The sequence below is a fragment of the Streptomyces sp. NPDC054757 genome, from assembly GCF_053612185.1.
The window spans coordinates 263,323-290,060 of record NZ_JBSHBW010000004.1 but is presented as its reverse complement, the minus strand read 5'-3'; the positions used below and the strand labels follow the sequence as shown (position 1 = coordinate 290,060).

Here is a 26,738-nt window from a genome sequence, read left to right as displayed (position 1 = left end):
CAGCGGCGGCTGACGGGCCGTCTCTCTCCGTGCTCCGCTCAGCCGGCCTGCTCCGGCACCTCGGGCAGCCCCAGCAGCTTCCGCAGCCCGGGCAGTTCGGAGCTGTCGGTGCCGGCCAGATCGTCGAGCGCGGCCCGCCACTGGGCCCGCGCCTCGTCCCCGCGCCCTGCCGCCGCGAGCACCCGGCCGTACTCGTGCCGTGCCAGGCCACTCGCGTGGTGGTCGCGCCGCTCCACGGCCCGGTCGACAAGTGCCGCCGATTCCGCCACCGCCCCCTCCGTACGCCTGAGTTCGCGCAGCGTCCGGATCAGACCGAGGCGGGTGTGGGTCTCGGCGTGCCAGTCGGAGAATTCCCGCAGGCCGGTCAATCCGCGCTCGAAATGACGCCGGGCCGCGGCGGGGTTCCCGGCGCGCAGCAGGGCGTAACCGATGTTGCAGTACGCCGTGTTCCTGATCCTCGGATCATCGGTACGCTCCGCGAGGGCGAGGCTGCGCTCATGGCAGTGGACGGCCTCGGCCGGGTCGCGTTGTTCGACCAGGTTGCCCAGATTGCCGAGTACGACCGACTCCCCCACCGGGTCGTCCAGTTGACGGGCCAGCCGCAGTGCCTCCCGCAGGGCCTCCTCCGCCTCCTGGGGCCGGCCGAGCAGGTTGAGGAGTGTGCCCCGGTGGCTGAGTGACCGCCGCACCCCGACCAGGTCGCCCGACGCCCGGAGCATGCCGAGGCCGCGGTCGATCAGCGAGAGCGCCTGCTGGAGGCGGCCGGAGAGGAAGTGGAATCCCGCGAGGTCGCTGAGGGCGAGCGCCTCCGCGCGGACGTCCCCGCTCGCGCCGGCGGCGAGCACCGCATGGGTGGCGAGCACTTCCATCTCGCCGAGCCTGCCCTGCCGTTGCAGGAAGGGGAAGAGCTGCCTGACCACACCGGCCGACGCGGCGCGGTGGTCGGTCGGCGGGTCATCGGCCGCGACGGTCTGCCCCACCAGCGCGACGATATTGGCCACCTCCGCCTCGGCCCAGGCGGTGATGTCGGCGGGGAAGGCGTCGTCCTCGCCCTCGTCGGTGCGCCCCTCCGGCGGGGCGTACATCCGGTCCTCCCGGTCCTGGCTGGGCGGCAGGACCGCGCAGAGCAGGCGCCGGGTGCCCGCCGCGTACCATCGCAGGGCCGTACCCCGCAGAACGGCGGGCGAGGGCGTCCGCGTGGCCGCTTCCTCGCGGGCGAACTCCCGCACCAGGTCGTGCGGGAGGAACCGCTCCGGTACGGGCTCCTCCAGGAGGGCCGTCTGTACGAGCCGGTCGAGCGCGTCCGCCGCTCGCGTGGGGGAGAGCCCGCTGAGCCGGGCCAGCAGCGGCGAGGTGTAGTCCGGCAGGTTCACCGCGCCGATGCGGCACAGGGCGCGTGCCGCGTCCCGGTCGGCGGACCGGTCGGATGCGCGCAGGGCCTGGACGGCGACCGTCAGCGGGCGCCGCACGCTCAGGTCGTCGTACTCCAGGTGCTCCAGCAGACCGTCCCCGGCCAGCCGGTCCGCCAGCCGGTCGGGGGCCAGCGTGCCGCGCGCCGCGAGCCGGGCGGCGACCACCCGGAGCGCCAGCGGCAGCCCGCCGGTGAGGCGGACGAGCTGGTGGTCGGGGCCCACGCACTCGCGGCGGCCGGACGCGGCCCGCAACAGCGCGGCGCTCTCCGGCGGTGTCATCGGCCGCAGGGTCATATGCCGTGCGCCGTCCAGCGCGGTCAGCGGATATCTGCTGGTGACCAGCACCCCGCATCCGGCGCCCGCGGGCAGCAGCGGCCGGACCTGGGCGGCGCCCGCCGCGTCGTCCAGCACCATCAGGGTGCGCGTGGGCGCCAGGAGGGAGCGCAGGAGCGCGGTGCCCGCGTCCGGGTCCTCCGGGATGGACTGCGGCGCCCGCCCCAGGGCCCGCAGCAGCGCGGCGAGTGCGCCGCGTGGCGAGAGCCGGGAGCCGTCGGGCGCCGCCCCGTGCAGATGGACGTAGAGCTGCCCGTCCGGGTAGGTGTCGCGCAGGTCGTGCGCGACCTGCGCGACGAGCGCGCTCTTGCCGACGCCGGGCATACCGCTGACGACCGCGAGGCGCGGCCCGTCACCCGCCGATCCGTCGCCGACCGGCCCCTCACCCACCGGGCCCTCACCCACCGGCCCGTCACCCACCGGCCCATCACCCACCGGTCCGTCGCCCGCCGATCCGCCCAACGCCGCACGGAGCGCGGCCCGTTCGGTGTGCCGCCCGGTGAAACAGCCCGGCGCCGGCGGGACCTGCGCGGGGACGACCCGGGCGGCTCGCGGATCGCCGGCGTGGGGCGCGGGGGCGGCCGTGCGGGCGGGCCCGAGTACCTCCCGGTGCGCGGCGGCCACCGCGGCTCCCGGCTCGGTGCCGAGTTGTTCCGCGAGGGTGCGGCGCAGCACCCGGTGCACCTCCAGCGCCTCCGCCTGGCGGTCCGACCGGTGCAGGGCGAGCATCAGCTGCCGGTGGAACGCCTCGCGCAGCGGGTACTGATCGGCCAGCTCCGTCAGTCCGGGAACCAGCCCGGCGGCGGAGTGGCCGAGCGCGAGCCGGGCCTCGGCCCGCCACTCCAGCAGCGACAGCCGCTCCTCCTCCAGCCGCCGCACATACGAGTCGTCGGCCAGTGGCGCCCGTACGCCGTCCAGCGGGGCGCCGCGCCACAGCGCCAGCGCCGCCCGGGACTCATGGAGCACCTCGGGCCACCGCCGTGCGGAGCCCGCCGTCCTGGCCGCGACGACGTGCCGCTGGAAGACCCGTACGTCCAGCTCGTCCTCGCTCACCGAGAGCCGGTATCCGGTGTCGAGCGCCCGCAGCCGGTGCGGGTCGTCCAGCATCCGGCGCAGCCGGGCGGCGAAGTTCTGCAACGAAGCTCGGGCGGTGGGCGGCGGGCTGTCGCCCCACAGCATCTCCCGCAACGCCCCGGTGGACACGGCCCGGCCGGGCTCCCGCAGAAGAGCGGCGAGCAGTACGCGGATCTTGGTACCGCCCACCCGGTGGGGCTCCCCGCTGGCGGGATCGAACAGGCAGACCTGCCCCAGCAGCCCGAACCGCAGTGCGGTGCCGCTTCCCTCCAGCATCGTTCCTCCCGCGCCCACGGATCTGCGCTGTGGCCGAATCGTAGCTCCGGTGCCCGTGCCGGGCCCGAGGCCGCCCCCATGATGGTGGCAACCTGGGCCGAGCACGGTTGCCGTCAGGCGGACGCGGCGTCCAGCGACCGCAGTTCGTCCTCGGAGAGGTGCAGGTCCGCCAGGGCGACGAGGGCCGGCACCTGGTCCACCACCCGGGCGGAGGCGATCGGTGCGACCACGGTCGGCTGCTGGGCCACCCAGGCGATGGCGACGGTGGCCAGCTGTACGCCGTGTGCCGACGCGATCTCCTCCATGGCGGCGAGAACCCTGGTGCCGCGCTCACTGTCCGCGTAACCACCGGCCAGGCCGGGCATGTCGCGCACGTTGTCCAGCGGGCGGCCCGGCCGGTACTTGCCGGTCAGGAACCCGGAGGCGAGGGCGAAGTAGGGGACGCAGGCCAGTCCCTCCCGCTGGACGATGTCCCGGCGTTCGCCCTCGTAGGTGTCACGGGAGACGAGGTTGTACTGGGGCTGGAGCACCTGAAAGCCCGTCAGGCCCTCCTGGCGGGCGAACCGCAGCATGGCGTCCAGGCGTTCCGGGCCGATGTTGGACGCCCCGAGGGCCCGCACCTTACCGGCGCGCACCAGGCCGTCGAACGTCGTGACGACGTCCTCGACCGACACGGACTCGTCGTCGAAGTGGGCGTAGTACAGGTCGATGCGGTCGGTTCCCAGACGCCGGAGCGAATCGTCCACGGCCGACTCGACATTGGCGGGCGCGAGCCCCTTGCGCTCCGGGTGGTCACCGACCTTCGAGGCGATGACGATGTCGTCCCGGTTGCCGCGCGCGGAGAGCCAGTTGGCGATGATGGTCTCCGACTGCCCGGGCTGGTTACCGGGGAACTGGTAGATGTACGAGTCCGCGGTATCGATGAAATTCCCGCCTGCGGCGGCGTAGGCATCGAGCACGGCAAATGATTGCTCCTGGTCGGCCGTCCAGCCGAACACGTTGCCGCCCAAGCACAACGGGGCGACGGAAATACCGGACCGGCCGAGGTTCTTGTGATCAAACATGACCTCATTAGACACCTGGCGCGACAACGGCAGACGGCGGCAGTGGGGGGATACGTGACGGAGAACAGTGCGCGGGAGAACGAGGGGAAAGGAAAAAAAGAGGACAGGGAGAAGGAGAACGACGGGGCGCGGCTGTCGTCGACGGTCGGCACCCTGGGCGCTTGTACGGCGGCGATGGCGCTTGCTCTCAGTCTGGCGGCGACCACGGAGGCCGTGACCGGGGATTCGGTCGTCTGGTGGCAGCTCGCCCTGGTTCCGTTCGTGTTCTTCATAGCGGTCAGAGCGGAGACAGTCTCCCGGCGGGCGCTCCAGCACAACAGGCGCGTCCTGGCCTCACGCCCCCTGAAGGGCGCGGCGCTGCACGAGCACCTTGAGGACCACACCTACGTGCTGTATCTGCGGGCCTTCGGCCGCGACCGGGAACTGGCCACCACCCAGCCGGTGCGTGGCATGTGGGCCTGGGCGCTGGCGCTGACCGGCCTGTCGTCGGTGGACTCCCGGCGTACGTGGGAGGAGCGCATCGTCCTGCCCTTCCTGCGCCTGGGCCGCGTGATCAGCGTCGGCGAGCCCGGCGAGGCCCTGCCTCCGCTCGGCGCTGCCCGCTTCTATCTCCCGCAGGACAACTGGCGGGCCGCTGTCTCCGAAGCGATCCGCCGGTCCCGGCTCGTCGTCATGGTGGCGTCGGTCAGCCCGGACGAGTCGGCCGATGGCACCCTCTGGGAGTACACGGAGGCGGCACGTCTGCTGCCGGCCGAACAGATCGTGCTCATCGTCCTCGACGACCCCGACGGCTATGACCGCTTCCGGGGACTCACGGCAGCGTACGCGGACCGGCGGTCCCGCGAACCCGGCCCGCCAGGAGCCCAGTCGGGGCGGGCCCTGGTTCCACTGCCGACGCTTCCCGACCACGGCGGGATGGTCCGGGTCGCCCGGCGCTCCCGGCGTTCGCGTTCTCCGCTCCTCGGGGCGATCGTGTTCGGTTCCGGCCGCGAGCCCGAGTTCGTCCCGCTGACCGGGGCCGCGCGGCCGGTGGCCCGGCTCTCCCGGCAACTGGCCGTGCGAAGAGTGGTCCGCGACTTCGTGGCCCGGCTCGAACTGCGGCTCCCGGGGCGGGCGGTCGTGCCCTGGGGCGTCCCCCGGGAGCTGCGCTGGATGCTCCTGGCCCTCCCGCTCTGGCTCCCCTACGCGAACTTCGTGGGCAAGAGCCATCGCGAGGGCCCCGGTGTCAAGGCCGTCTTCATCGTCCTGCCTCTGCTGTTCGTCTACGGATACTTCAGAACACGTATCGAAACCGGTGCACAGGAACTCGACCGGGGGGTGCGGATCCTGCCCCCGGAGGTCGCCACAGCCGCGCCCCCGGAGACGCGGGGCGGGCGGACCGTGCCACGGATCGAGCCGACACGGTCCTTCGTGCAGCGGCAGTGGACCACCTGGTTCTACGGAACGACGGGTCTGGCGGCCCTCATCCCCCTGGGCGCGGCACGGTACGGCAGCGACGTGTGGCTGTGGGGCTGCCCCGTGCTCGTGGGCGTGAGTGTGTACGGGTTCCGCGTGGCCCGGCGCCGCGCCACCGCCTACCGGCGCCGCCTGCGTACCCCCGAGGACATCCACGCCGAGGAGAGCGTGCTGCTGCTCCATCCGGAGACCGGCCTCCCCGGCTGGGACGAGCGGGCGTGGCGGGCTGTCGAGCAGTGGTTCCCGCGGTGCGGGGAATTCGTCGCCGTGGGCCCGGCGGACGACCCCCCGCCAGGCAGCGGGTGGGCGCGCCTGGACCTGCCCGCGGACGACGTCCGCCCCGTCCTGTCCGCCGCCCTGGTGCACGCCTGGCTGGTGGTCGCGGTGGCTGTGCCGGACGCAGAGAACATATGGCGGTTCTGCGAAGCCGTACGCCTACGGAACCCGCCGCACGTGGTGCTCCTCGTGACCGGTGGTGGCGAGCAGTACCGGCGGTTCGCGGCCGGTGCCGCAGCCGAGTTCCGGCGCGGGGCCGGGCGCTTCCCGCCACGCGGGCCCGGCGCCCGCAGGTTTCCCCGGCTGCCGGACCTCCCGCCTCTCGCGCCGGAGGCCGACGGAGCCCAGCTGACCGCCGTGATCCGCTTCACCCAGGGCTGGGATACCCACCCGCACACCTTCGAACCGCCGCTCCCGTTCACCGATGCGCGGTCCGTTCCGTCACGTCTGCGCTTCCGGGACGAACTCGGCCCGCATCTGGCCCCGTTGCGCGTGCGGACGTGACGAGACGGTCGCCGCTCCCGACCCGCCGTGCGAATCAGGCCGCCCGGCGGGCCGTTCCGTACCGTACGGAAGCGGCGACCTGCTACTGCCTCCCCCTCAAGTCGCAGCAGTATCAAGGGATTCCTGTCGGCACCGCCCGAATAAATCCGTTGAACCGCCCGGCCCGCCCGGGCAGGATCCGCTCCGTGGACACCTATCTGGAGACCGACCGCCTGGCCCTGCGCCGCTTCACAGCCGACGACGCGGACCTGCTGATCGAGCTGGACAGCGACCCGGCGGTGATGCGCTACCTGAGCGGGGGCGAGCCGACCGCCCCGGAGACCGTCCGCGAGCGCCAACTGCCAAGCGTTATCGCCGGATACGAGAAATGGCACGGCGATCTCGGACTGTTCGCCGCGCACGAGAAGGACGGCGGCGCGTTCATCGGCTGGTTCTGCCTGCGCCCCGAACCGCAGGGCCCGCTGGACGAGGCCGAACTCGGCTACCGGCTGCGGCAGGCGGCCTGGGGCAAGGGGTATGCGACCGAAGTATCACGAGGTCTGCTGGAGAAGGCCTTCACGGGACTCGGCGTACGCATGGTGTGGGCCGAGACGATGACCGTGAACCAGGGCTCACGCAACATCATGGAGAAGCTCGCCATGACGCTCGTCGAGACCACCCCCACTCCCCCCGACATGGCGATGGTCGAGGGCGCCGAGCACGGGGGCGTGCGGTACGAGATCACCAGGGAGCAGTGGCAGCGGCAGTAGCCGCACCGCACGCCGACGCGCCCCCTGCTCCGTACCGGCGCGAACCGTGTGCCACGCCCCGCTGTCGGGAACCGGGCGGTCCCGTCAGGCCGTCAGATGCTCGCGCGCCCAAGTGGCGAACGTGGTCAGGGGGATCCCCAGCCGCCGGGCGAATTCGGGTCGCGCCGGATGGCCGAAGGCGTTGGTCCACTCATGTCCGGCGCCCCAGCTGGGCATGCCCGCCGCGAGTGCTTCCTCCAGGCTCATCGACGGCGCGACGACGGGCACGCCCCACACCGCGGACAGGGTCTCCGCGATCTGCCTCATCGTGAGCCGGTCACCGGCCAGCTCCAGCTCCACCTGGTGAAAACGGTCGGGGTCGCCCAGTGCGCGAGCGGCTGCCGCGCCGATGTCCTCATTCGACACCACCGCCACTTCCGTGTCCGGCTTCAGCACCGTGGCAAGGCCCCCGCTGGGCCCGTGGGGCACGAGCGCGGGGAAGTTGTCCATGAAGAACGCGGGCTTGATCACGGTCCAGCGCTCGAAGCCCGCGCCGCGCACCGCCTCCAGGATCGCCTGCTTGGTGTCGAAGTACTCCTCGACCGCCGCCCAGCGGCCTTCGGCCCAGCCGGGTGCCCGGGTGTGCTCACCGACCCCGCTGGTCGAGGACTGCACGAACTGCCGTACCCCCGCCGCTTTCGCCGCGTGGATCAGGTTCGTAGCCTGCGCCAGCTCTCCCGCGAAGTCGACACTCGTCTCGGTCATGGGCGGCATCTGCACCGAGAACACCGCGCGGGTCCCTTCGAGCGCGGGGCCCAGGGAGGCCCGGTCGGAGAGATCCGCCTGCACCAGTTCGGCGCCCAGCGCCTCGATGGCCAGGGCGGGCTCCGTACGCGGGTTGCGTACGAGCGCACGTACCGGCGTTCCGGCGGCCAGGAGAGCGCGGGCGGTGGCCCCGCCCTGACGACCGGTGGCTCCGGTGACGAGGACGGGTGCGGATGCGAGTGCGGCGTCGGTGGTCATGGTTTCTCTCCCCACGGAAGAAGAAACGGCGGGGCCCGCCGTTTAGACTCGCCTAAGATATGGCGGGCCCCACCGTTTAGCAAATGAGGAGACCATGACCGGCCAGCGAGCGGACGCCCGCCGTAACTACCAGCGCATCCTCGCCGTCGCCGAGGCCGAGGTCGCCGCGCACGGCGCCGACGCCTCGCTCGAACAGATCGCCCGCACCGCCGGCGTCGGATCAGCCACCGTGCGCCGCCACTTCCCCACCCGCCGGGCCCTCCTCGACGCCGTCTTCCAGGAGCGCATCGAGAAACTCTGCGCGCACGCCCGCCAGTTGATCGGATCCGACGACAGCCGCGCCGCCCTCCTGGACTGGCTGCAGGGCCTCGTCGCGTACGCCGTCTCCGCCCGCGGACTCGCCGACACCCTCACCTACGAGCCCCCTACGGACGAACCCGCCACGCACTCCTGCGGCAACGCACTCGAAGAAGCCGGCACGCCTCTGCTCCAGCACGCCATCCGCGACGGAGCGGTCGAGCCCGGCGTCACCTTCCACGACCTGCTCACCCTGAGCGTCGGCATCGCCCTGGCCACCGAACACCACAGCAGACCCGCGGCACAGGCGGACCGTCTCTTCCGCCTCGCCGTCGAAGGCGTCAGCCCTGCGCGGAGGACCCCCACGTCCTGAAGGCGGAAGCCGGCTCTTGTCACGACGGGAGGGCTGCCCGGCGGCGTCGCGGGCAGTGGTCCGTGACCGTGGGGAATGTCAGGCGGCGTTCGCGGTGGCGACCGCCGCGGCGATCTCACGGACACGGTCGTGTGCGTCGGCCATGGAAGCCTCGTACATCGGGAGGAACTGTGCCAGGGACGGTGCGTGGGGGGCCATGGTCATCTCGGGCGCCACAGTGGTGACATCGAGCCCCAGTTGCCCCTCGTGTCCGAGCACCGCCTCAGTGGTGGGCACGACGTAGTCCAGGCCGTGATTGGGCGCGCCAGGACCGTAGCTGCCACCTCGGGCGGAGATCAGCACCGCGGGACGGCCGGCAGCCGGGGACGGCCTGAAGGTGCGGCCGTAGACCATGATGTGGTCGAGCCAGGCCTTGAACACCGACGGCATCGAAAGGTTGTACATCGGCACCGTGAACAGGTAGGCGCTGGCGCCGAGGAACTCCTCGATGAGCTCGTCCTGCAGTGCGGCCGCGGCAGCCTCCTCGTCGGTGTGATGGGCGGGATCGGTGACGCGGGCGGTGATGCCGGCGGCACTGAGATGGGGCACGGGGGCCGCGGCGAGGTCGCGGTGGACAACGTTGCCGCCCCAGCCTTCGAGGAAGGACCGGGCGACCTGACGCGAGACCGAGCCCTCGCCGAGTGCCGAGGAGTCAATGTGAAGCAGGTACGACATGGAGGGGGTTCCCTTTCGGTAGCGCCGTGTTCAGTAGTGGCGCGTTCAGTAGTGGCGGAGTGCTCAGAAGTGGCGTGCTCAGTAGCGGCGCGAGAGCGCGCTCCAGTGACCGACCGGAGCGAGTCGTCACCGTGAAGTGGTACGCCGTGAAGTGGTACGGGGTCGCCGACCGGGTGTTACATACTGGTCGTGCGGTTGCACACCAGATGAGAGGCGAGTGGGATGGCGTCAGCGCGACAGGTCAGTGGCCCGTGCCAGACATGGCCGGAGAACAGCGCGTTCATCCGTGAGGTGCTCGATCGCATCGGCGACAAGTGGACCGTGCTGGTCGTCAGTACCCTGAGCGCCGGCCCGCTGCGCTACTCCGACTTGCAGGCGAGCGTCCCGGGTATCTCCCAGCGGATGCTGACCCAGACCCTCAAGCACCTTGAGCGGGACGGACTGATCACGCGGACCGCGTACGCCGAGGTCCCGCCGCGAGTGGAGTACGAGCTGACGGATCTGGGGTGGTCCCTGCTGGAAGCGGTGACGGCGCTGGCCGGCTGGGCGGCCGCCCACCACAACGAGATCGCCGGCAACCGGGCCGCCAGCGAACTGACCGGAGTCGGCCGAGGCAGGACAGCGGTCAGCGGATCGGCGGGCTGAGCCCTCGGCGGGGCTTCACGTTCTCCTCCGGCTCGTGGGCGGCGCACCCGGGTCCCACTCGAACGACCGTATGACGATCTGCGATCCCCCGGGCCGGGTTGGCTGCTCAACCATTCTGCTCACCTCACCATGAGTGCGTAACACCATCATGGGTGAGTAAGAGAGACCTTACAAAAGGCACGTTGAAGTACGTCAGCATCGCCTGTCCGGCACCTCAGGCCGGGATCAGTTCGGTGCGAACGATGGTCCGCGCACGCTCGTTCAGCGCCTGCGCGTCGCGGTTCCTGAGGTGCGGGGCGATGAGGTTGAACATGTCGGCCATGCGCTTGTCGATGCGACCGGAGTTCACCTGCGGATAATCGTCCAGCGCAAGCTGCCACGAACTGCACGCCGCCTCAAGGTGGCCGATGGCCAGCTGCCGTTCCGCGAGAATCGCACGCTCCTTGACACGGGTCCGGCGATAGACGCCGTACCGCAGCTTGTCCGATTCCTGCATGGCGGCTACCGCTCCAGTCAAATCCCCCATCTCGTAACGGACTTGGCTCGTGTGATAATGGAACGAAGCGGGATCGTACGAGCCGAGCGGCTTACCGCGCGACTCCGCGCGGTCCATGGCCAGTTCGGCCTCGGCCAGGCACTGACGTGCTGAGCGGTGCTCCCCGATCTGTGCGGCAGCATGGGCTTGTTCCGTCATCGCGGCGACCGTGGCCACATCGGACATCCCTATACGAGTCCTGGCTCCCCGCTGAGCGCTTCCCATGCGCCCCACCACGTCGGGCCAGTCCGGCACGGCAAGGGCGAGCGAAAAGAGAGCAGCATTGAGGACAGTCCGGCGGGAAGGGTCCATGTCTGTCCCTCCTAGATCAATAATCGCGCAGCGACTCACTTGCGGGATGCCGTCACGAGCAGTGTCTCGGCGGTGCGCTGCTCAGTGCCGGGTGCGGGCAGCATGTCGACGGTGACATCGGTCAGCCCGGCCGCGACGAGCAGCGTCGTCCACAGGTGTTCCCGGAGTACCCAGCGACGCATCGTGGTCGGGGTTCCGTCCGGTGTCCTCGCCGGAATGTCGGCGTGCACGACAGCTGTCTCAGCGGGTTCGCCGTTCGTGTAGTGGGCAAGAGTCGAGAAGACCAGCCGCCCGCCCGGCCGCAGCGCGGCGCACGCCGCCGGCAACAGATCGCGCGGGTCGGTGAAGTCGACGGCCCCGAAGACGCTGTACAGCACGTCGTAGGAACCGTGCATGGTGCGCAGGTGCTCCACCGCCTCGGCGTGCACCAGGTGCAGACGCGGGGCGAGGCCCGAGTAGAGGCTGGTGGCCATGGCGTGCTGGGCGGCGGAGGCGTCGACCGCGATAACCCGTACGGGCTGGTGACGTGCCACCAGGTACGAGGCTTGTCGGGCGGATCCGGCGCCGAGGTCACCGACGCGCAGGCCGGTCAGGTCACCGAGGACCTCCGCGCCGGGCCCGCCGTCCTGGCTCCAGGCCCAGGAGAAGGTATCGGGGACGGAACGATCGGTGGCGGCACGGTTGCGGCCGTAGTGGTGCCAGAGGTCAGCGGCGGTCGTCGTCACCCGCCTCATCCTGGCCGGTGCACGCCTGGGGCGGGGCGGTTCGGCAGAACCTCACCCCTACAGGGCTCGGCGCTCCGGGCCTGGGGCCAGGAGCGCCGAGGAGACGTGGGGGCGGTGCAGTGTGAGTTGCTGCGGCACACCGAGGACGGGCGGCCCTGCACCCGTATGTCTCAGCCCAGAGTGGTCAGGCGTCGCCGAACTCTCCATCCCTGACGCCTGCCACGAAGGAGGCGAACGCGCTGGCGGGAATGGACAGGACCAGGCCGCCCGGGTTCTTGGAGTCGCGGACGGGGACGATGCCGTGTGGGGCGATGAGGTTGGCGGCCACCTCGATGCACTGACCGCCGTTCTCACTGTACGAGGACTTGAACCAGCGGGGGGTTTCAGTCGTCATGGGCGCCCTTTCGTAACTGGTCGATCATGGCCACGGATGCCGCTTGGGAGGCAGCTTCGGCCTGTATCGGCACCGGGATCAGCGCTGAACTGGTACGCCCCGGACCAGAAGGGTCAGACGCCGAACTCTCCACCCTTGACACCTGCCACGAAGGAGGCGAACGCACGGGCCGGGACGGACAGGACCGGGCCGCCCGGGTTCTTGGAGTCGCGGACGGGGACGACGCCGTGCGAGGCGATGAGGTTGGCGGCGACCTCGACGCAGGCGCCGCCGTTGTTGCTGTACGAGGACTTGAACCAGCGAGGGGATGAGGTCGTCACGGAGTGCCCTTTCGTAACTGGTCGATCATGTCCACGGATGCCGCTTGGGAGGCAGCTTCGGCCTACATCGGCAACCGGGGCCAACCCTGAACCCGTACGCCCCGGAGCCGGACCTGTCAGACGCCGCCGAACTCTCCACCCCTGACGCCCGCCACGAACGAGGCGAACGCGCTGGCGGGAATATCCAGGACCGGGCCGCCCGGGTTCTTGGAGTCGCGGACGGGGACGACGCCGTGCGAGGCGGCGAGGTTGGCGGCGACCTCGACGCAGTTGCCGCCGTTGTTGCTGTACGAGGACTTGAACCAGCGAGGGGATGGGGTCGTCACGGAGTGCCCTTTCGTAGCTGGCTGATCATGGCGACGGTCGCCGCCTGCGACAGCGCTTCGGCCTGCAATTGATGGTAGGCCGTCAGCATGGGCATCACGGAGGTGGCCTCGCGGTCCACGTGCCCCTGCGCTTGAGACTCGGCGTAGCAGAGCACGGACCGATCAGGCAGGGTCAGAAGATTCACGGGCAGGTCGAAGGTACGACGTTCGCCTATCTCGAACGGCGCCAACTGAAGCACTGTGTTGGGTAGCTCGGCGTATTCGACGAGCCGCGCCAACTGAGCATTCATGACGGACGCCCCGCCAACTGGCCGGCGGATGCAGCTTTCATCCATGGTCACGAACACCATGGGCGGGCGGTTCCGTACGAGTGCCGCCTGCCGCTCCGCCAGGAACGACACCCGCTCGGCTGCCTGCTTGGCCGTGATCGCCCCCCGCCGCACCGCGCTGTCAGCCAACACCTGTGCGTATTCCGGCGTTTGCAGCAGACCGGGAATGATGCCGATTTCGTATAGCCGGATCTCGGTCGCCCGGCCCTCATGCCCCACGTACTCCCGGAACCCCTCCAGCAGGGAGCCCCGTCGCATTTCGTGCCACTCGCGCTCGAACGAGTCGGCCGATCCGGTGAGACCGAGCGCAAGGTCGACCTTGCGCGAGAAAGGAAGGGTCGGCGGCTTACGACAAGTTTCCACAGCCGAAACATGCTGGCTCGAACACCCCAGGCTTCTGGCCAGGTCTTCCTGGCTCCAGCCACGCTCCTCCCGCAACCTGCGCATACGGGCACCGTAGGCCGCAGCAGGGCTGCTCTCGGGGTTCAACTCCTTGCGATTGACCATCCGGTCACCCCAACTCATCCTTCGTTACTGATTACTTGAAGGGATCCCGACTCTAGGCCACGCTGAGCCGCCCTGGTAGTGGAATGACTACAGAGAGGAGCGGTGGTGTCCGCACATAACACCCCGAATGAGCAGGAACCTTCGTACGTACCGGATCTCGGCACGCTCATGGTGGACACGGGGCACGGAAATCGGACCGGGGAGTTCCGGGGGCTTGCCGGTCCGTACTGGTCGCTGCGGCCTGTCAGCGGTGGGCCGGAGTGGGAGGCGGCCCCCGAGGACGTACGGCCGCCGACCAGGGCGGAGCTGCTGACCGCCGAGAACGCCCGGATCAACGCCCGCAGCCGCCGCAGGGGGCTCGCATGGTGACCCCGGCAGAGGAAGAACCGTGCCGCACGTGCGAGGAGTTCGACCTCGCCGAAGCGGTCGCCAGGGCCGAGCACGACCCGAGCAGGGAGACCGACTGCCGGGTCCTGCGCAGGCGCCACCAGCAGGCCGACCACGGAGGGCAGGAGCACGGAGGACCGCAGTACGAGGCGCAGGAGTACGGCGGGCGGCAGTCGTGACGTACTCACTGGTCCGGCTGGCTCTCGTCGCGGGGGCGCTCCAGGTCCTCCTGCGACGGCGCCTCCCCCGCATCCTGCTCGTACTCACCCGTCAACGCCCCGAGCGGCCCGCCCTGTTCGCGGAACTTCAGCGCATTGAGACGGACCTCGCGTACCGCGCACGGTTCTTCGCAGGGCTGAACGCAGCACTCGCCGAGCGGAACGCGGAACGCATCGCTGAGCTGGAAGCGCTCCGGACCGCGCTCGATCAGCTCCGTATCCCGGTCTCCCCGACAACGGCGGGCAAGGGGACGTTCGGATGCTTCACCAGCGCTTCGGGTGGTTCACCAGCGCCGTCAGCCCCCTCCTCCCCCAGGCTGGAACGATGGGCTGAACACGCGCACGAAGGGGCCGGCATTCCATGAAGGACACGCCAGAGGGCGGCATCGCGGGCGAGGCGACCTTGCTCGTTCCCGCCACGGATGAGCATCTGTCGCTGCTCGCCCAGTGGTTCGCCGACCCCGAGTTCGTCCGCGACTGGGGCGGGCGGCCTCTCGCCCGCGAGGAAGTGGCCGCCAAGTACACCGGGAGGCGGCATCCCGCAGTGGTCTCGTTGCTGGTCCTCAGGGGCGTCGACGCCGTGGGGTACGCCCAGTACGTCCCCGCCGGCCCTCACGAAGGCGGCATCGACATGGTGCTCGTGCCGCACGCACAGGGCCAGGGTTACGGCCCCGACGCCGCCCGCGCCCTCGTCCGGTACCTCCATACCGTCGTGGGATGGGACCGGGTAACCGTCGATCCCGAAGCCTCCAACCACCGGGCTATCAGGGCATGGAGCAAGGCAGGCTTCCGCCCGGTCGGCCCACGGGGCAGCCAGCTGCTGATGGAGTGCAGGTCCGCACAGAACGGGCCGTCACGACCGGCCCCGGAAGATGCCTCCTGCTGAGGACGGGCCGAGCTCCTTTCCCATTGCCAACTGGATTTACTGGTTGTCCAGTTGGGCTGGTCAGACGCCGCCGCCACGCGGCAGTCCACCGGCTCAAGCGTCTACATCATTGCGTACCGGGGGCCCGGCCGAGGTGGCCGAGGACCTGTTTATGCAAGGACGCGCATAGTCGCACTCACACATGGACGCGCGGGGCCGCCCCCCTCTACTGTCGTTCGGCAGATGACCTGAACGGGTCCGGGGCGAGGGGGTTTGGCATGTCCGAACGTTCGGCACTCACACGGCTCACGGGTAATGGCAACGGCAATGGCAAGGGCGAATGCGGAGAGAAGGACTGTCCGAACGTGTACCGCACGGCGACGGGATCGTTCGTCGTCCAGGGTGACGTGTCCGACGCCTTCGCCCCGCCCACCGGGGAGGGGCTCGTGGAAATCCCGGAGGCGGTTCTCAGGGAGGCAATCCGTGTACTTGGATGGTGACGCGTGGAACGACTGCTTCGATTCCATGGAGCATGAAGCATGGCGGCTGGAGACGCTTTCCGCCTACACCATGCCCCAGGAAGCGGAGAAACTGAAGCGTTTCCTTGCCGGCGAGAAGTCTCCGGACGATTACACGTCCGACTGGATGGACGAAGTCCGACAGTGGACTTCGGAAGGCAAGAGCGTGGGCAGGGTGCACGTCGTCACTCGCCCGCTCTCGGACTACCTTCGGTTCGAGTTCGAGTACTACTACCGACATCACGTGAAGGCGGGCGAGGAAATCCGAATTCTCGACCTCACCGGCCGGGATAACCCAGGGCTGCCGGATCAGGATTTCTGGATGTTCGATCAGTCCAAGGTGGTTCTTATGAACTACCTGCCGGACGGAACCCAGATGAGCCGTGAACTGAACGAGGGTGATCCGGAACCGTATCGGCAGTGGAAAAGAATCGCTGTTGCCGAGTCCGTACCATTCCTGGAGTATGTGAGCGGGTGACGTTCGCCCCCGAGCAGCTGGGGCAGCCGAAGCACGAACTGGCGGCCCTGCTGAAAGAACTGCGCAAGCGAGCCGGTCTCACTGGGGACCGGCTCGCTCGGCGTTGCAACATGTCCCAATCGAAGATCAGTCGAATAGAAAACGGGAAAGCTCAACCGACCCTCCTTGACCTGGAGTGGATTCTCCGGGCCGTGGCGGCCTCTCCCGAGTTGGCCGATGAGGTTTTCTCCCTCGCAAGGCTGGCGAACACAGAGTGGCAAGACCTGCGTTCGCTTCGACGCAGAGGGCTGGAGAGGAAACAGACCGAACTTGCCGCCCTCGAATCAACGTCAACCGAGTTCAGGTACTTCCTTCTTTCGATGATCACAGGACTGCTGTCGACTCCGGAGTACATCCGCGCCAGCCTCGCCCATTCACCCGCCGATACCTCCAGGACAGTCACCCGGAAGCTGGAACGGCAAGAGATTCTGCATGACACGACGAAGCAGTTCACCTTCATTCTCACTGAACAGGCAGTGAGATGGCCTCTGTTACCCCCGACCGCCATGGCCATGCAGATCGACTGGCTGGCCTCCCTCAGCCGGCTCCCACATGTGAAGCTGGGAGTTATCCCGATCTCGGGGCACAAACCCATGGCACCGATGGACACCTTCACCGTCTATGACCATACTCTGGCCACCGTGGAGAACACGACCGGTGTCGTGGTTCTGAGAGATCCGCGGGATATCGCGATGCACTTGGACTTGTTCTCCACTCTGGAAGGGTATGCACTGTTCGATGACAAGGCGCGGGAATTATTGGCGAAGTGGTCCGACATCTGCCGCTCATGATCTTTAGTCCATAACAGGAAAGAATCACACAGGCACCCTCTTCCGGGTCAATGATTACCTTCCCGTTCGATCCCGGACTGGAGTTCCCGGAAGAGAGGTAGGTCTGATGATGGAGCACGAGACCACGGCGGCGGCCCCCGAAGGGGGTGGCCTGATCATCGCGAAGCGGAGAATCGCAGCCGCGCGCACGCGCGCCGAGCAGGAGTCGGACAACTCCAGCGGCCGTTCCGACGGCAACGACTGATGGGCGCGCCCACGTTGCTCGACTCAGCCTCGTGGGCGGAGCGTCTGGGCGGGGACACCTTCCTCGCCCAGACGTACCACCGCTCTTACGCACACATTCCCGGCGCCGCCGACGCAGCGGGGCTCCTCGCTTGGGACGACCTGAACCGGATCGTCGCCGCACACCGGCTGGAGCCACCCCGGCTCCGCCTGTCGGTTGACGGCGAAATGGTTCCGCTGCACCGCTACGCAACCCTGACGACGAACCGCCGTGGGGTCACCTGGTCTCGCATCCAGCCGTCCGAGTTCCATGCGCAGCTCAGAGAGGGGGCCTCCCTGGTGCTCGATGCTGTCGAGAAGATCCACCCTGCCGTGCGGGCGGCTGCCGAGGGGCTGGAGCGGTTTCTCGGGACCTCGGTGCAGGTCAACGCCTACGCTTCGTGGACCGAGCGGGAGGGCTTCGGCCGGCACTGGGACGATCATGATGTCGTTGTCGTGCAACTGCACGGCTCGAAGCGATGGCGCCTGTGGGGTACGACCCGTGAGGCGCCCGCCTTCCGGGACGTGGAATCGCCGGACGAACCGGAAGGCGGCCCGCTGGCAGACCTTGTCCTGTCGGCGGGGGACATGCTCTACCTGCCACGGGGCTGGTGGCACTCGGTCGCTGCCGACCAGGGGACGGAATCACTGCATCTGACCTTCGGTCTGGTACCGCACACAGGTGCGGATCTGATGCTCTGGATCGTCGACCAGCTCCGGGCATCCCTCGCACTGCGCCGAGACGTTCCCCGCTTCGGGGCCCCGGCGGAACAGTCGGACTTCATGGACGCCCTGCGTCGTGCGGTGACCGACACGATGGCGGACCCCCGACTTGTGGAGCGGTGGGCCGAGTCGATCGACACGACCGACCTGGGCCACGCCGTTCCCTCGCTGCCCTACATCGAAGGGCTCCCCGCGCGACGGGAGATCGCGGTCAGGCTCACCGCTCCGAGGGCACGCCTGACGCAGAACCTGGAACAGGGCACGGTTACCTTCGCGGCAGCCGGTACGGCATGGGACTTCGCGGAGGCCGTCGCTCCCGCGCTGGGCACGTTGCTGACCAACCAGCCGACCACACTGGGCGAGATGGCTGACTCCGCCGGGCTGAGAGTCAAGGACGTGGCCGAGATGGTCTCCGCCCTCATCGACGGCCACGCCGTCGCGGTCGTAGCGACAGCGCTGTGACCGCCGCACTCTCCCTGGGGACATACCGTGTGCGTGCCGTCGGCCAGGCGGCACGGATCGCCCTGGCTGCCGGTAGTCCGTGGCTGGATACGGCGCCCAACTACGGCAGGGGGACGGCACATGAGGAACTGCGCCCGGTTCTCGGGGAGTACCCGACCGTGCGGGTCGCCACGAAGACAGGTTTTCTTACGGCGGCACAGGCGCGCCGTGCTCTGGCCGCTGAGGTGTTCACTCGGGAGGAAGCGGACAGTGAGCACAGCCTTGAGCGGGGCTTTGTCCGTTGGCAGACGGAGCGTTCACTGGCCGCGCTCGGCCGCGTGGACCTGGTGTTCGTGCACAACCCGGAGCATCACGGACACGACCTTGACCGTGCCGCTCTGCACAGGCGCGTGCGGGAAGCCTTCACAGCGTTGGAGGAGTTCACCCAGGCGGGCAGGATCGGCGGGTACGGCGTCGCCACGTGGTCGGGCCTGACCTCGGGAGCGTTCAGCGTTCCCGAGTTGCTCGGGCTCGCCCGGCAGGCGGCTGGTTCCCCTGTGCATCACTTCGCGGGTTTGCAGTTGCCCGTCAGCCTGGTCATGGATGATCCGATCAAGCAGGCACTGAACGGTGGCGGACCGCTCACGCAGGCGAAGGACGCGGGGCTGATCACGTTCGGCTCCGCTCCCCTGCATGGCGGTGAACTCCTCGATGCCATGGCCCCCGAGCTGGTGAGTCTCATCCGTCCCGGCCTGTCGGCCGCAGCCGCAGCCCTGCTTGCCGCCGGCTCGTGCCCCGGCCTCGATATCGTCCTCACCTCCGCGAGCACGCGCGAGCACTGGGACGACGTGGCCAAGGCCCTGGCTGCTCCGCTGACGTCTCACGAACTCAGGAAGGTGATGGATGAACTCGCCTCTGCATGAAGAGGTGAGGGCTCTGATGGAGGCCGCTCACCACAGGGCGGCCGAGGCTCTGGGGCTCATCTGCACGGATCCGTCGGCGTGGGGGTTCCTCGGAGTCACCCTCGGGAGACGGGCGGGAGACAGGTGGCTGCGAGTCGGCCGGACGGCGCGGAGGAATGCGGGCAGAAAGGAGGGGGAGGGCATCACCGGGGCTGCGCTGCTCGTCCCAGGGGGCGTTCCGCGTCCTCGGCTGCACGGAGTGCACGACTGGGTCGACGGGGACTGGGCCTTCGAGGCCGAAGTCCTGGATTACATCGCGCAGCCCGTGGTGTCCGCGGACCGGGCCGACATCGATCACGCCCCGGGGCTGAGTGACGCGTGGTGGGAAGAGCTTGGCCAGGCGCTCCGCCTGCTCGCCAAAGCGGAGGGGGTGAGGACGACCGTGCGGGACGAGTGGATGGAACGGGCCTTCCCACAGTTCCTCGGCGTTCCCCCTCCCGCCAGGGTGCAGCGGGTGACCGGCCACGGTGACCTGCACTGGGGCAACCTCACCACCGCACCCCTCTGCCTGCTGGACTGGGAGAGGTGGGGATCGGTGCCGTACGGGTACGACGTGGGGCTCCTGCACGCCAACAGCCTGCTCGTGCCGGAGGCTGCCGCCCGTATCCGTGGGGAGTTCGCCCACATCCTGGATTCTCCGGGCGGCCGGATCGGGGAGCTCGCCGCCTTGGCGGAGATGCTGCAAGCGGTCGCTCGTGGCTGGTATCCCGAACTCGCGCCCCGTCTCATGGCCCGCGCGCATGCCATCACCGGAGTGCGCCCGCCCGCCCCGGCACACGCCGAAGTGCCCGAAGCGAAGTGAAAGCGTGATCGGACCGCCGCTGTGGCCCCGTCAGCTCCGGGAGGGAGCGGCAGGGCCGGAGAGGCGTTGAGGGGGAAACCCCGCTGCCCACCCCACCCCTCAGGAATGCCCCAGATCGTCCGCGCCCGCCTCCGCCGAGGCCGAGACCGAGCCGCCCTCCGGGTCCGGGCGCAGGGCGAACGCGTCCGCCGCCGTCGAGTCGAGTACCAGTGGCGCAGGCCGCAGTGGCTTCGGCATGACCGCTGCCTCCGAGTGGCCGCCGCAGCCGTACGACAGGGAGACCACATGCCCGTCCGCGGGGCCGAATTCGTTTCCGCAGACCCCGAAGGCCTGGCGCAGTGAGCCGGCGAGCGGGATCAGGAAGGCACAGGTCACACAGGAAGCGGGAGCCGCTTGGGCCATCGGGGTCTTCGGGCCGTACTCCTCGTCCCAGCGGTCCGCCGCCTGGTGCAGGCCGTACCGGGAGAGCACCCGCGCCCGCCGCATCCCCAGCTCGTCCGCGACCGCCGCGACCGTGCCGCGGGCCGGGGCCGCCGTGCGGTCGATGACCTCGGCGTCCTCCGCTTCGACCCGCTCGGCCAGCTCCTCCGAGAGGACGGAGTTGGGCGGCGGCGCGTCCTCGCCCGAGAAGCCGGGCTCCAGGCGAAGATCCTCCGCCTCGGTGGGCAGCAGGTCGCCGGGGCCCATGTCGCCGGGGCGCAGCCGCTCGCTCCACGGCACCCACTCCGGGGCGAGGAGCGAGTCGGAGCCGGGCAGCAGAACCGTCTCGTCAAGCGTGACGACCTTCGCCCGGGAGGCTCGGGCGACCGTCACCGCCCAGCGCCAGCCCCGGTACCCCGGCTCCTTGCACTCGAAGTAATGGGTGACCACCCGGTCGCCCTCGGCCACCGCAGAGACATGCTCGCCCACCACCCCGGGGAAGGCGGCTTCCTCCGCCGCCTCGCGGGCGAGGCCGACCGCCTCGGCGCACAGGCGGTCGGGGGTACGGCTTCTCGTCGTCGCAGCACTCACAGGTCTCGCTTCTCTCCTACGCCGTCTCACGGGTGCGCCGGACGAACTTCGCGTACGAGCGACGGGCGGAGCGGACCGGAGGACCGCGTCGACGTCCGCGCCCGACATGCCCGGGGGCGCACCTTCTCCCACCCATTCTGCGGGATAACGGAGAGGCGCACAGCCGAGGGCGACCGCCGGTGGCGCGCTGGAGGCTGCAGACCGCACCCGGGCGGATGAGCCCGCGGCGTCTGGCGCCGTACGTCGCAAGGCGGACATCGCCCCGGTGACCGAGGTCACTGGGCGGTTCCGACAACGCAGCGAGGTGCGGTGACAGGCGTCGCGGGCCCGCCCGGGAGTGGTCGGCAGCCTCCGTGCACGCTACCTCTTCTCCGGCTCTCGTCCCACCTGCGCGTCCGAATCCCGGTTCGGGTCGTACGGGGTTGGGGCACTATGACGGGGTGACCACCGCAAGGTCGTCCGACGGATACAGCCCGGCACGCAGGGTGGGGCGGGCCGTCGGTCATGCCCTCCATCGGCCGTTCACTGGTACCGCGAAAGGGATCAGACGGGCGACGAACGCCCATGGGGCGGGCGAGTCGGGCCTGGGCAAACTGATCGAGCTGCACGCCGTGAACAGCGCGGGCGACGTGATGATCACGGTCGCGCTGGCCTCGACCGTCTTCTTCTCCGTACCGACCGACCAGGCCCGCGGCCGGGTCGCGCTCTACCTCCTGGTCACCATGGCGCCGTTCGCGCTGCTCGCCCCGGTGATCGGCCCGCTGCTCGACCGGCTGCCGCACGGCCGCCGGGCCGCGATGGCCGCCGCGATGCTGGCCAGGGCGGTGCTGGCGCTCGTCATGTCGGGGGCGGTGGCCACCGGCGGGCTTGAGCTCTACCCGGCCGCGCTGGGCGTGCTGGTGGCGTCGAAGGCGTACGGCGTGGTGCGCAGCGCGGTCGTCCCGCGGCTGCTGCCGCCGCGGTTCTCGCTGGTCAAGGCCAATTCCCGGGTCACGCTCGGGGGGCTGCTCGCGACCGGTGTGGGGGCGATGATCGGGGCAGGGCTGCACCGGATCGGCTCCGCCTGGCCGCTCTACGGGGCGTCCGCTGTCTTCCTGTTCGGGGCGTTCCTGGCGTTCACGCTGCCCCGCAAGGTGGACTCCGCCAAGGGTGAGGGAAAGGCCCGGCTGGTGGAGCAGGCCGACGGGCGCAAGCCGTCGCTGCGCACGGTCGGCCCCTCCGTGCTGAACGGGCTGGTGGCCAACTCGGCGCTGCGCTCGCTCTCCGGCTTCCTGATCTTCTTCCTGGCCTTCCTGCTGCGCGAGCATCCGATGGCCGGGCAGAACGCCGCGGTCTCGCTGGCCATCGTCGGGGTGGCGGCCGGCGGGGGCAACGCGCTCGGTACGGCCGTCGGCGCGCTGCTGCGCTCACGCGGGCCCGAGGTCATGATCGCCACGCTGCTCGGGGTGGCGCTCGGCACCGCGGTCCTCACGGCCGTCTTCTTCGTCTCGGTCATGGTGACGGTGCTGGCGGCGATCGCCGGGTTCGCGCAGGCGCTGGCGAAGCTGTCGCTGGACGCGATGATCCAGCGCGATGTCCCCGAGACCGTACGGACGTCGGCGTTCGCCCGGTCCGAGACCGTGCTCCAGCTGGCGTGGGTGGTGGGCGGCGCCATCGCGATGGTCCTGCCGCTCAACGGCATCCTGGGCGCTTCGGTGGGAGCCGCGCTGGTCGCGGTGGGTGCGGTCACGACCGTACGGGGGCTCCTCACGGCCGCCCGACGCGGCTCGCCGCACCCCCGCGTGGCGTGACCTGCGCCGGGCGATAGCCTTCGCCCCATGACCGTTGCGCTTCTTACTGGTAAGGGCCGCCGCACCGCCGCCGCTCTCGGTGCCGTGTCCGCCGGACTCCTCGTCCTGTCCGCCTGCGACAAGCCGACGCCGCTGGCGACCGTGACGGTCGGCACGAACTCGGTGCACTCCGAGGCCGCCTGCTACAACGACGGCAAGAGCCTGGACATGGCCGCGTCCAAGGCGTGTGCCGCGAAGAAGAAGGGCACCAAGTCCGTCAAGGTGGACCCGGACAAGACCGTGCGGATCGGGGTGGACCCGAAGATCGCCGACAAGGGCTGGGTGCTGCTGCTCAACGGCCAGCAGCTGACCGGCGTCAGCAAGAAGACCTACACGACGGTCCCGGGCAACGTCTTCTTCAACTCGCAGTACGGCGCCAAGGGCAACTCGTCGACGATCGCCATCGCCGAGGGCGACGGCACCACCAAGGTCTTCGGGCTCTGGTCGTTCGTCTTCAAGAAGGACGCCTGACGCCTTGCGTGTACTCATCGTGACCGCGGTCCCCGCTGAGCGGGACGCGGTCACGCGCGCGTTCGGGACCGGCACCACGGACCCCGGCGCGCGGCCGGGCGCGGGCGACGGCACGGACCCGGGCACGGGCACGGACCGGCTCGCGCGCGCCGGGAGTTACGACGTGATCGCGGCCGGGGTCGGCCCCGCCGCCGCCGCTGCCGGGACGGCGACCGCGCTCGCGCTCGGCTCGTACGGTCTGGTGGTCTCGGCGGGCATCGGCGGCGGCTTCCACGCTGCGCCGGGCTCGCTGCTCGTGGCCGACGCGATCGTCGCCGCTGACCTGGGCGCCGAGACGCCCGAGGGCTTCGTACCGGTCACGGGGCTCGGCTTCGGCACGGTCGAGCACCGGCCGCCCGCCGACCTGGTACGGGCCGTGGCCGAGGCCACCGGGGCGACGCCCGGCACCGTACTCACCGCTTCCACCGTCACCGGCACCGCGGAGCGGGCCGCCGGGCTGCTGGCCGCCCACCCCGGGGCCGTGGCCGAGGCGATGGAGGGATTCGGGGTGGCCGAGGCCGCGGCGCAGGCGGGGGTGCCGGTGCTGGAGATCCGGGCGGTCTCCAACGCCGTCGGCCCGCGCGACCGCGACGCCTGGCGCATCGGCGACGCGCTGGCCGCGCTCACCACGGCCTTCGGGAAGCTCGCGCCCGTACTGGAAGGTTGGACCCGCACATGACCGAAGCAACCGAAGCGCCGCTCCTCACCGATGCGCTGAAGATCGCCTTCTCGCCCTGCCCCAACGACACGTTCGTCTTCGACGCCTGGGCGCACGGCCGGGTGCCGGGGGCGCCCCGGATCGATGTGACCTTCGCGGACATCGACATCACCAACGGGATGGCCGAGCGAGGCGAGTTCGACATCCTGAAGGTGTCGTACGCGGTGCTGCCGTGGGTGCTCGGCGAGTACGCGCTGCTGCCGTGCGGCGGGGCGCTCGGGCGCGGCTGCGGGCCGCTGGTGCTGACCCGGGGCCCCGGTGTGGACCTCACGGGGAAGACGGTCGCCGTGCCGAGCGAGCGCTCGACGGCGTATCTGCTGTTCCGGCTGTGGGCGGCCGAGGTGGTGCCCGGCGGCGTCGGCGAGATCGTCGTGATGCCGTTCAACGAGATCATGCCCGCCGTGCGCGACGGCAAGGTGGACGCGGGTCTGGTCATCCACGAGGCGCGGTTCACGTACCAGGAGTACGGGCTGCACTCGCTGGCCGACATGGGGCAGCACTGGGAGTCCACGACGGGTCTGCCGATCCCGCTGGGCGCGATCATCGCCAAGCGGTCGCTGGGCGAGGAGCGGCTGCGGGAGCTGGCCCGCACGGTGCGCGCCTCGGTACGCCAGGCCTGGGACGACCCCGAGGTGTCCCGGCCCTATGTGCTGGGCCACGCGCAGGAGATGGACCCGGCGGTCGCGGACCAGCACATCGGGCTCTACGTGAACGAGTTCACCGCCGACCTCGGCGAGGACGGCTACGCGGCGGTCCGCGGGCTGCTCACCCGGGCGGCGGCGGAAGGACTCGTACCGGCGCTGGCGCCCGATGCGCTGAACTTCGCCTGACCCGGCAGGTGGGCCGGGGCGGTAACTCCCCGCCCCGGCCCACCGGGTGACCGCGTCCGTACGGTCAGGTTCGTACGGCCGGATCCGCACAGTCAGGCCCGCACAGTCAGGTCCGTACGGCCACATCCGTACGGTCAGGTCAGTCAGACGTCCAGCTGGTCGGCGACCGCGCGCAGCAGGCCGGCGATCTTCGCCCCGGCCGCCTTGTCGGGGTAGCGCCCGCGCTCCAGGCTCGGTGTGATGTTCTCCAGGAGCGTCGTCAGGTCCTGCACGATGGAGGCCAGTTCGTCGGGTTTGCGGCGCTGGGCCGCGGCGACCGACGGGGTGGGATCGATAATGGTCACGGTCAGCGCCTGGTCGCCGCGCTGGCCCGCGACGACACCGAACTCCACGCGCTGCCCCGGCTTCAGGGCTTCGACTCCGGACGGGAGAACCGACGAGTGGACGAAGACATCGCCCCCGTCGTCGCGGGAAAGAAAGCCGAAGCCTTTTTCCGAATTGAACCATTTCACCTTGCCGGTGGGCACCGTCTGTCCTCGTCCTCGTAGTCGTAGAAAACGGCTCTGGATAGCACTGCAGCGGGTCGCTCGACCCGCCGGGAGTCAGGCTAGTACCTCAGCGGGCGGTGTTTGCCGGGCAAACGGTGCCTGCCGACGCGCTCATGGTTCGGGGACCAGTAACGGGACGTCACTGCTCGGTTGCTTCGCGGCTCACTTCCTCCGCGGCTCGGTCCGCCCGCGGCCCAGTCCGTCCCCGGCCCGGTCGGCCGCGGTCCAGTTCCTCCGCGCAGGAACTACCCTGGCCGGGTGAGCAACGAAACCCAATCGGCCGATGCCCCTGACGAGACCCGAGCCGGTGACCGGCTAGTGCAGGCCGGCGCGATCATCTTCTTCGTGGGAGCTGTGGCGACCCTGGTCACGGTGGCCCCGCTCTTTCTCGGGACGCACCCGTTCCCGTCCGTCGCGTACGCCGTGTGCATGCTGATGGGCGTCGGCTTCATCGTCGCCGCCGCCGGTCTGCTGCGCTCCATCGGGGGCCAGCGCCGCCGGGCGCGCGCGGCGATGGCCGCTCAGGCGACGGCCACTCAGGCGCCCGCCGCGACCCCGGCCGCGTAGCCCTCCAGCCACGCGGGGAACTCGGTGAGGTCCGTCAGGACCACATCGGCTCCGGCCGCGCGCAGGTCGTCCGCGGCGATCGGGCCGGTCGGTACGGCGACGGAGAGCGCGCCCGCCGTGCGCGCCCCGCGTACGTCGCCGATGTGGTCGCCGACGTACACCGAAGCGCCGTGCTCGCGCAGCGCCTCCGCCTTGGCCTCCGCCCAGAGCCAGCCGACGACGGCGTCCGGCTCGATGCCGAGGTGGACCAGGTGGCGCACCGCGTCGGGCTGGTTCTTGGCGGTGACGACGACCGCCCGGCCGCCGAGCCGCCGTACCGCGGCCACCGCTTCGGCGGCGCCCGCCATCGCCGTGGTCGGCTCGATCGCGTATGTGGGGTAGATCTCACGGTAGCGGTCGCGCATCGCCGGAATCTCCGCTTCCGTAAACCACTCGGCCAGCTCCGTCTCCAGCGGCGGGCCGAGCCGGGTGACCACGAGGTCGGCGTCGATATACCTTCCGGTCTCCGCGGAAAGTGCCTGGTAGGCGGCGTGGATCCCGCGCCGGGAGTCGATCAGGGTCATATCCAGGTCGAAGCCGACCGTCAGAGGGTGTGCAGACATGCCCTCCATCCTCTCT

Annotated in this window: 33 protein-coding genes; 20 read left to right on the top strand and 13 right to left on the bottom strand. The window is 70.2% G+C overall.

The features are described 5' to 3' along the window. Nucleotides 1-38: 38 nt before the first annotated feature. Nucleotides 39-3,095, bottom strand: coding sequence for an AfsR/SARP family transcriptional regulator (locus ACWGKJ_RS08355; protein WP_385019276.1), 3,057 nt, complete (start codon nucleotides 3,093-3,095; stop codon nucleotides 39-41). A gap of 113 nt (nucleotides 3,096-3,208) precedes the next feature. After that, the gene (locus ACWGKJ_RS08350; protein WP_385019278.1) at nucleotides 3,209-4,159 is read right to left on the bottom strand and encodes an aldo/keto reductase; all 951 of its coding nucleotides are present in this window, start codon (nucleotides 4,157-4,159) and stop codon (nucleotides 3,209-3,211) included. 54 nt (nucleotides 4,160-4,213) lie between these two features. Between ACWGKJ_RS08350 and ACWGKJ_RS08345 the strand changes: the two genes are divergently transcribed. Both ACWGKJ_RS08345 and ACWGKJ_RS08340 read left to right on the top strand, forming a co-directional pair. After that, nucleotides 4,214-6,394 carry a hypothetical protein gene (locus ACWGKJ_RS08345; RefSeq protein ID WP_385019280.1) on the top strand — a complete coding sequence of 727 codons (2,181 nt, stop codon included), beginning with the start codon at nucleotides 4,214-4,216 and terminating at the stop codon, nucleotides 6,392-6,394. Between the two features lie 185 nt (nucleotides 6,395-6,579). Further along, on the top strand, nucleotides 6,580-7,143 hold the full coding sequence (locus ACWGKJ_RS08340) for a GNAT family N-acetyltransferase (protein WP_385019282.1): 564 nt from the start codon (nucleotides 6,580-6,582) through the stop codon (nucleotides 7,141-7,143). 84 nt (nucleotides 7,144-7,227) lie between these two features. On the opposite strand, the gene ACWGKJ_RS08335 is transcribed toward ACWGKJ_RS08340, so the two are convergent. After that, entirely contained in the window at nucleotides 7,228-8,145 is a 918-nt protein-coding gene (locus ACWGKJ_RS08335) for an NmrA family NAD(P)-binding protein (protein ID WP_385019284.1), read from the bottom strand. Nucleotides 8,146-8,239: 94 nt separating this feature from the next. Here ACWGKJ_RS08335 and ACWGKJ_RS08330 point away from each other — a divergent pair, with 94 nt between their 5' ends. Next, nucleotides 8,240-8,815, top strand: a complete 576-nt coding sequence (locus ACWGKJ_RS08330) for a TetR/AcrR family transcriptional regulator (RefSeq protein WP_385019286.1) — start codon at nucleotides 8,240-8,242, stop codon at nucleotides 8,813-8,815. A gap of 78 nt (nucleotides 8,816-8,893) precedes the next feature. Here ACWGKJ_RS08330 and ACWGKJ_RS08325 read toward each other — a convergent pair whose 3' ends face one another. Next, nucleotides 8,894-9,529: an FMN-dependent NADH-azoreductase gene (locus tag ACWGKJ_RS08325; RefSeq protein WP_385019288.1), complete on the bottom strand. Its 636-nt coding sequence runs from the start codon at nucleotides 9,527-9,529 to the stop codon at nucleotides 8,894-8,896. A gap of 222 nt (nucleotides 9,530-9,751) precedes the next feature. Between ACWGKJ_RS08325 and ACWGKJ_RS08320 the strand changes: the two genes are divergently transcribed. Continuing rightward, nucleotides 9,752-10,174, top strand: coding sequence for a winged helix-turn-helix transcriptional regulator (locus ACWGKJ_RS08320; RefSeq protein ID WP_385019290.1), 423 nt, complete (start codon nucleotides 9,752-9,754; stop codon nucleotides 10,172-10,174). A 214-nt stretch (nucleotides 10,175-10,388) separates the two neighbouring features. Here the strand turns inward: ACWGKJ_RS08320 and ACWGKJ_RS08315 are convergent, their stop codons facing one another. The 6 genes from ACWGKJ_RS08315 to ACWGKJ_RS08290 all read right to left on the bottom strand — a co-directional run bounded on the left by ACWGKJ_RS08315 (nucleotide 10,389) and on the right by ACWGKJ_RS08290 (nucleotide 13,622). Next, nucleotides 10,389-10,895, bottom strand: a complete 507-nt coding sequence (locus ACWGKJ_RS08315; protein ID WP_453315692.1) for a hypothetical protein — start codon at nucleotides 10,893-10,895, stop codon at nucleotides 10,389-10,391. A gap of 161 nt (nucleotides 10,896-11,056) precedes the next feature. Further along, entirely contained in the window at nucleotides 11,057-11,755 is a 699-nt protein-coding gene (locus tag ACWGKJ_RS08310; RefSeq protein ID WP_385019294.1) for a class I SAM-dependent methyltransferase, read from the bottom strand. Nucleotides 11,756-11,930: 175 nt separating this feature from the next. Then, nucleotides 11,931-12,140: a DUF397 domain-containing protein gene (locus ACWGKJ_RS08305; protein ID WP_385019296.1), complete on the bottom strand. Its 210-nt coding sequence runs from the start codon at nucleotides 12,138-12,140 to the stop codon at nucleotides 11,931-11,933. A gap of 113 nt (nucleotides 12,141-12,253) precedes the next feature. Beyond that, nucleotides 12,254-12,460, bottom strand: coding sequence for a DUF397 domain-containing protein (locus tag ACWGKJ_RS08300; protein WP_385019298.1), 207 nt, complete (start codon nucleotides 12,458-12,460; stop codon nucleotides 12,254-12,256). Nucleotides 12,461-12,576: 116 nt separating this feature from the next. Then, a complete protein-coding gene (locus tag ACWGKJ_RS08295) occupies nucleotides 12,577-12,786 on the bottom strand; it encodes a DUF397 domain-containing protein (RefSeq protein WP_385019300.1) in 210 nt (69 codons plus the stop codon). After that, on the bottom strand, nucleotides 12,783-13,622 hold the full coding sequence (locus tag ACWGKJ_RS08290; protein WP_385019302.1) for a helix-turn-helix domain-containing protein: 840 nt from the start codon (nucleotides 13,620-13,622) through the stop codon (nucleotides 12,783-12,785). The genes ACWGKJ_RS08295 and ACWGKJ_RS08290 overlap by 4 nt, the downstream gene beginning before the upstream one ends. Nucleotides 13,623-13,790: 168 nt before the next feature. Between ACWGKJ_RS08290 and ACWGKJ_RS08285 the strand changes: the two genes are divergently transcribed. The 11 genes from ACWGKJ_RS08285 (at nucleotide 13,791) to ACWGKJ_RS08235 (ending at nucleotide 20,107) form a co-directional block, all read left to right on the top strand. After that, nucleotides 13,791-13,991 (top strand): hypothetical protein, encoded by a 201-nt coding sequence (locus ACWGKJ_RS08285; protein WP_385019453.1) that lies wholly within the window; start codon nucleotides 13,791-13,793, stop codon nucleotides 13,989-13,991. After that, on the top strand, nucleotides 13,985-14,188 hold the full coding sequence (locus tag ACWGKJ_RS08280; RefSeq protein ID WP_385019304.1) for a hypothetical protein: 204 nt from the start codon (nucleotides 13,985-13,987) through the stop codon (nucleotides 14,186-14,188). Before ACWGKJ_RS08285 ends, ACWGKJ_RS08280 begins: the two co-directional genes overlap by 7 nt. Beyond that, entirely contained in the window at nucleotides 14,185-14,592 is a 408-nt protein-coding gene (locus ACWGKJ_RS08275) for a hypothetical protein (RefSeq protein ID WP_385019306.1), read from the top strand. The genes ACWGKJ_RS08280 and ACWGKJ_RS08275 overlap by 4 nt, the downstream gene beginning before the upstream one ends. Continuing rightward, nucleotides 14,589-15,113, top strand: coding sequence for a GNAT family N-acetyltransferase (locus ACWGKJ_RS08270; protein ID WP_385019308.1), 525 nt, complete (start codon nucleotides 14,589-14,591; stop codon nucleotides 15,111-15,113). The genes ACWGKJ_RS08275 and ACWGKJ_RS08270 overlap by 4 nt, the downstream gene beginning before the upstream one ends. Nucleotides 15,114-15,370: 257 nt before the next feature. After that, a complete protein-coding gene (locus ACWGKJ_RS08265) occupies nucleotides 15,371-15,592 on the top strand; it encodes a hypothetical protein (RefSeq protein WP_385019310.1) in 222 nt (73 codons plus the stop codon). Continuing rightward, nucleotides 15,576-16,088, top strand: coding sequence for a DUF6879 family protein (locus tag ACWGKJ_RS08260; RefSeq protein WP_385019312.1), 513 nt, complete (start codon nucleotides 15,576-15,578; stop codon nucleotides 16,086-16,088). The genes ACWGKJ_RS08265 and ACWGKJ_RS08260 overlap by 17 nt, the downstream gene beginning before the upstream one ends. Next, on the top strand, nucleotides 16,085-16,918 hold the full coding sequence (locus tag ACWGKJ_RS08255; protein WP_385019315.1) for a helix-turn-helix domain-containing protein: 834 nt from the start codon (nucleotides 16,085-16,087) through the stop codon (nucleotides 16,916-16,918). Before ACWGKJ_RS08260 ends, ACWGKJ_RS08255 begins: the two co-directional genes overlap by 4 nt. Before the next feature lie 106 nt (nucleotides 16,919-17,024). Then, the gene (locus ACWGKJ_RS08250; protein ID WP_385019317.1) at nucleotides 17,025-17,162 is read left to right on the top strand and encodes a hypothetical protein; all 138 of its coding nucleotides are present in this window, start codon (nucleotides 17,025-17,027) and stop codon (nucleotides 17,160-17,162) included. A gap of 14 nt (nucleotides 17,163-17,176) precedes the next feature. After that, nucleotides 17,177-18,364, top strand: a complete 1,188-nt coding sequence (locus ACWGKJ_RS08245; protein WP_385019455.1) for a cupin domain-containing protein — start codon at nucleotides 17,177-17,179, stop codon at nucleotides 18,362-18,364. Continuing rightward, on the top strand, nucleotides 18,361-19,266 hold the full coding sequence (locus tag ACWGKJ_RS08240; protein WP_385019319.1) for an aldo/keto reductase: 906 nt from the start codon (nucleotides 18,361-18,363) through the stop codon (nucleotides 19,264-19,266). The genes ACWGKJ_RS08245 and ACWGKJ_RS08240 overlap by 4 nt, the downstream gene beginning before the upstream one ends. Before the next feature lie 238 nt (nucleotides 19,267-19,504). Then, on the top strand, nucleotides 19,505-20,107 hold the full coding sequence (locus ACWGKJ_RS08235; RefSeq protein ID WP_385019321.1) for a phosphotransferase: 603 nt from the start codon (nucleotides 19,505-19,507) through the stop codon (nucleotides 20,105-20,107). Nucleotides 20,108-20,206: 99 nt separating this feature from the next. On the opposite strand, the gene ACWGKJ_RS08230 is transcribed toward ACWGKJ_RS08235, so the two are convergent. Next, nucleotides 20,207-21,118, bottom strand: a complete 912-nt coding sequence (locus tag ACWGKJ_RS08230; RefSeq protein WP_385019324.1) for a DUF3027 domain-containing protein — start codon at nucleotides 21,116-21,118, stop codon at nucleotides 20,207-20,209. A 440-nt stretch (nucleotides 21,119-21,558) separates the two neighbouring features. Here ACWGKJ_RS08230 and ACWGKJ_RS08225 point away from each other — a divergent pair, with 440 nt between their 5' ends. Genes ACWGKJ_RS08225 through ACWGKJ_RS08210 form a run of 4 tightly spaced genes read left to right on the top strand, consistent with a single transcriptional unit; the run spans nucleotide 21,559 to nucleotide 25,005 of the window. After that, complete coding sequence (locus tag ACWGKJ_RS08225; protein WP_385019326.1) at nucleotides 21,559-22,908, top strand: MFS transporter; 1,350 nt, start codon at nucleotides 21,559-21,561, stop codon at nucleotides 22,906-22,908. Nucleotides 22,909-22,935: 27 nt separating this feature from the next. Continuing rightward, nucleotides 22,936-23,418 carry a DUF2771 domain-containing protein gene (locus ACWGKJ_RS08220; RefSeq protein WP_385019328.1) on the top strand — a complete coding sequence of 161 codons (483 nt, stop codon included), beginning with the start codon at nucleotides 22,936-22,938 and terminating at the stop codon, nucleotides 23,416-23,418. Between the two features lie 4 nt (nucleotides 23,419-23,422). Beyond that, nucleotides 23,423-24,136 (top strand): futalosine hydrolase, encoded by a 714-nt coding sequence (locus ACWGKJ_RS08215; protein WP_453315691.1) that lies wholly within the window; start codon nucleotides 23,423-23,425, stop codon nucleotides 24,134-24,136. Then, complete coding sequence (locus ACWGKJ_RS08210; RefSeq protein WP_385019332.1) at nucleotides 24,133-25,005, top strand: 1,4-dihydroxy-6-naphthoate synthase; 873 nt, start codon at nucleotides 24,133-24,135, stop codon at nucleotides 25,003-25,005. The genes ACWGKJ_RS08215 and ACWGKJ_RS08210 overlap by 4 nt, the downstream gene beginning before the upstream one ends. Nucleotides 25,006-25,148: 143 nt before the next feature. Here ACWGKJ_RS08210 and ACWGKJ_RS08205 read toward each other — a convergent pair whose 3' ends face one another. After that, on the bottom strand, nucleotides 25,149-25,532 hold the full coding sequence (locus ACWGKJ_RS08205; protein ID WP_328318150.1) for a cold-shock protein: 384 nt from the start codon (nucleotides 25,530-25,532) through the stop codon (nucleotides 25,149-25,151). A 279-nt stretch (nucleotides 25,533-25,811) separates the two neighbouring features. On the opposite strand from ACWGKJ_RS08205, the gene ACWGKJ_RS08200 reads away from it, so the two are divergent. Next, nucleotides 25,812-26,120 carry a hypothetical protein gene (locus ACWGKJ_RS08200; RefSeq protein ID WP_385019334.1) on the top strand — a complete coding sequence of 103 codons (309 nt, stop codon included), beginning with the start codon at nucleotides 25,812-25,814 and terminating at the stop codon, nucleotides 26,118-26,120. Here ACWGKJ_RS08200 and ACWGKJ_RS08195 read toward each other — a convergent pair. Next, complete coding sequence (locus tag ACWGKJ_RS08195; RefSeq protein ID WP_385019336.1) at nucleotides 26,090-26,731, bottom strand: HAD family hydrolase; 642 nt, start codon at nucleotides 26,729-26,731, stop codon at nucleotides 26,090-26,092. The genes ACWGKJ_RS08200 and ACWGKJ_RS08195 overlap by 31 nt on opposite strands. Between the last annotated feature and the right edge of the window lie 7 nt (nucleotides 26,732-26,738).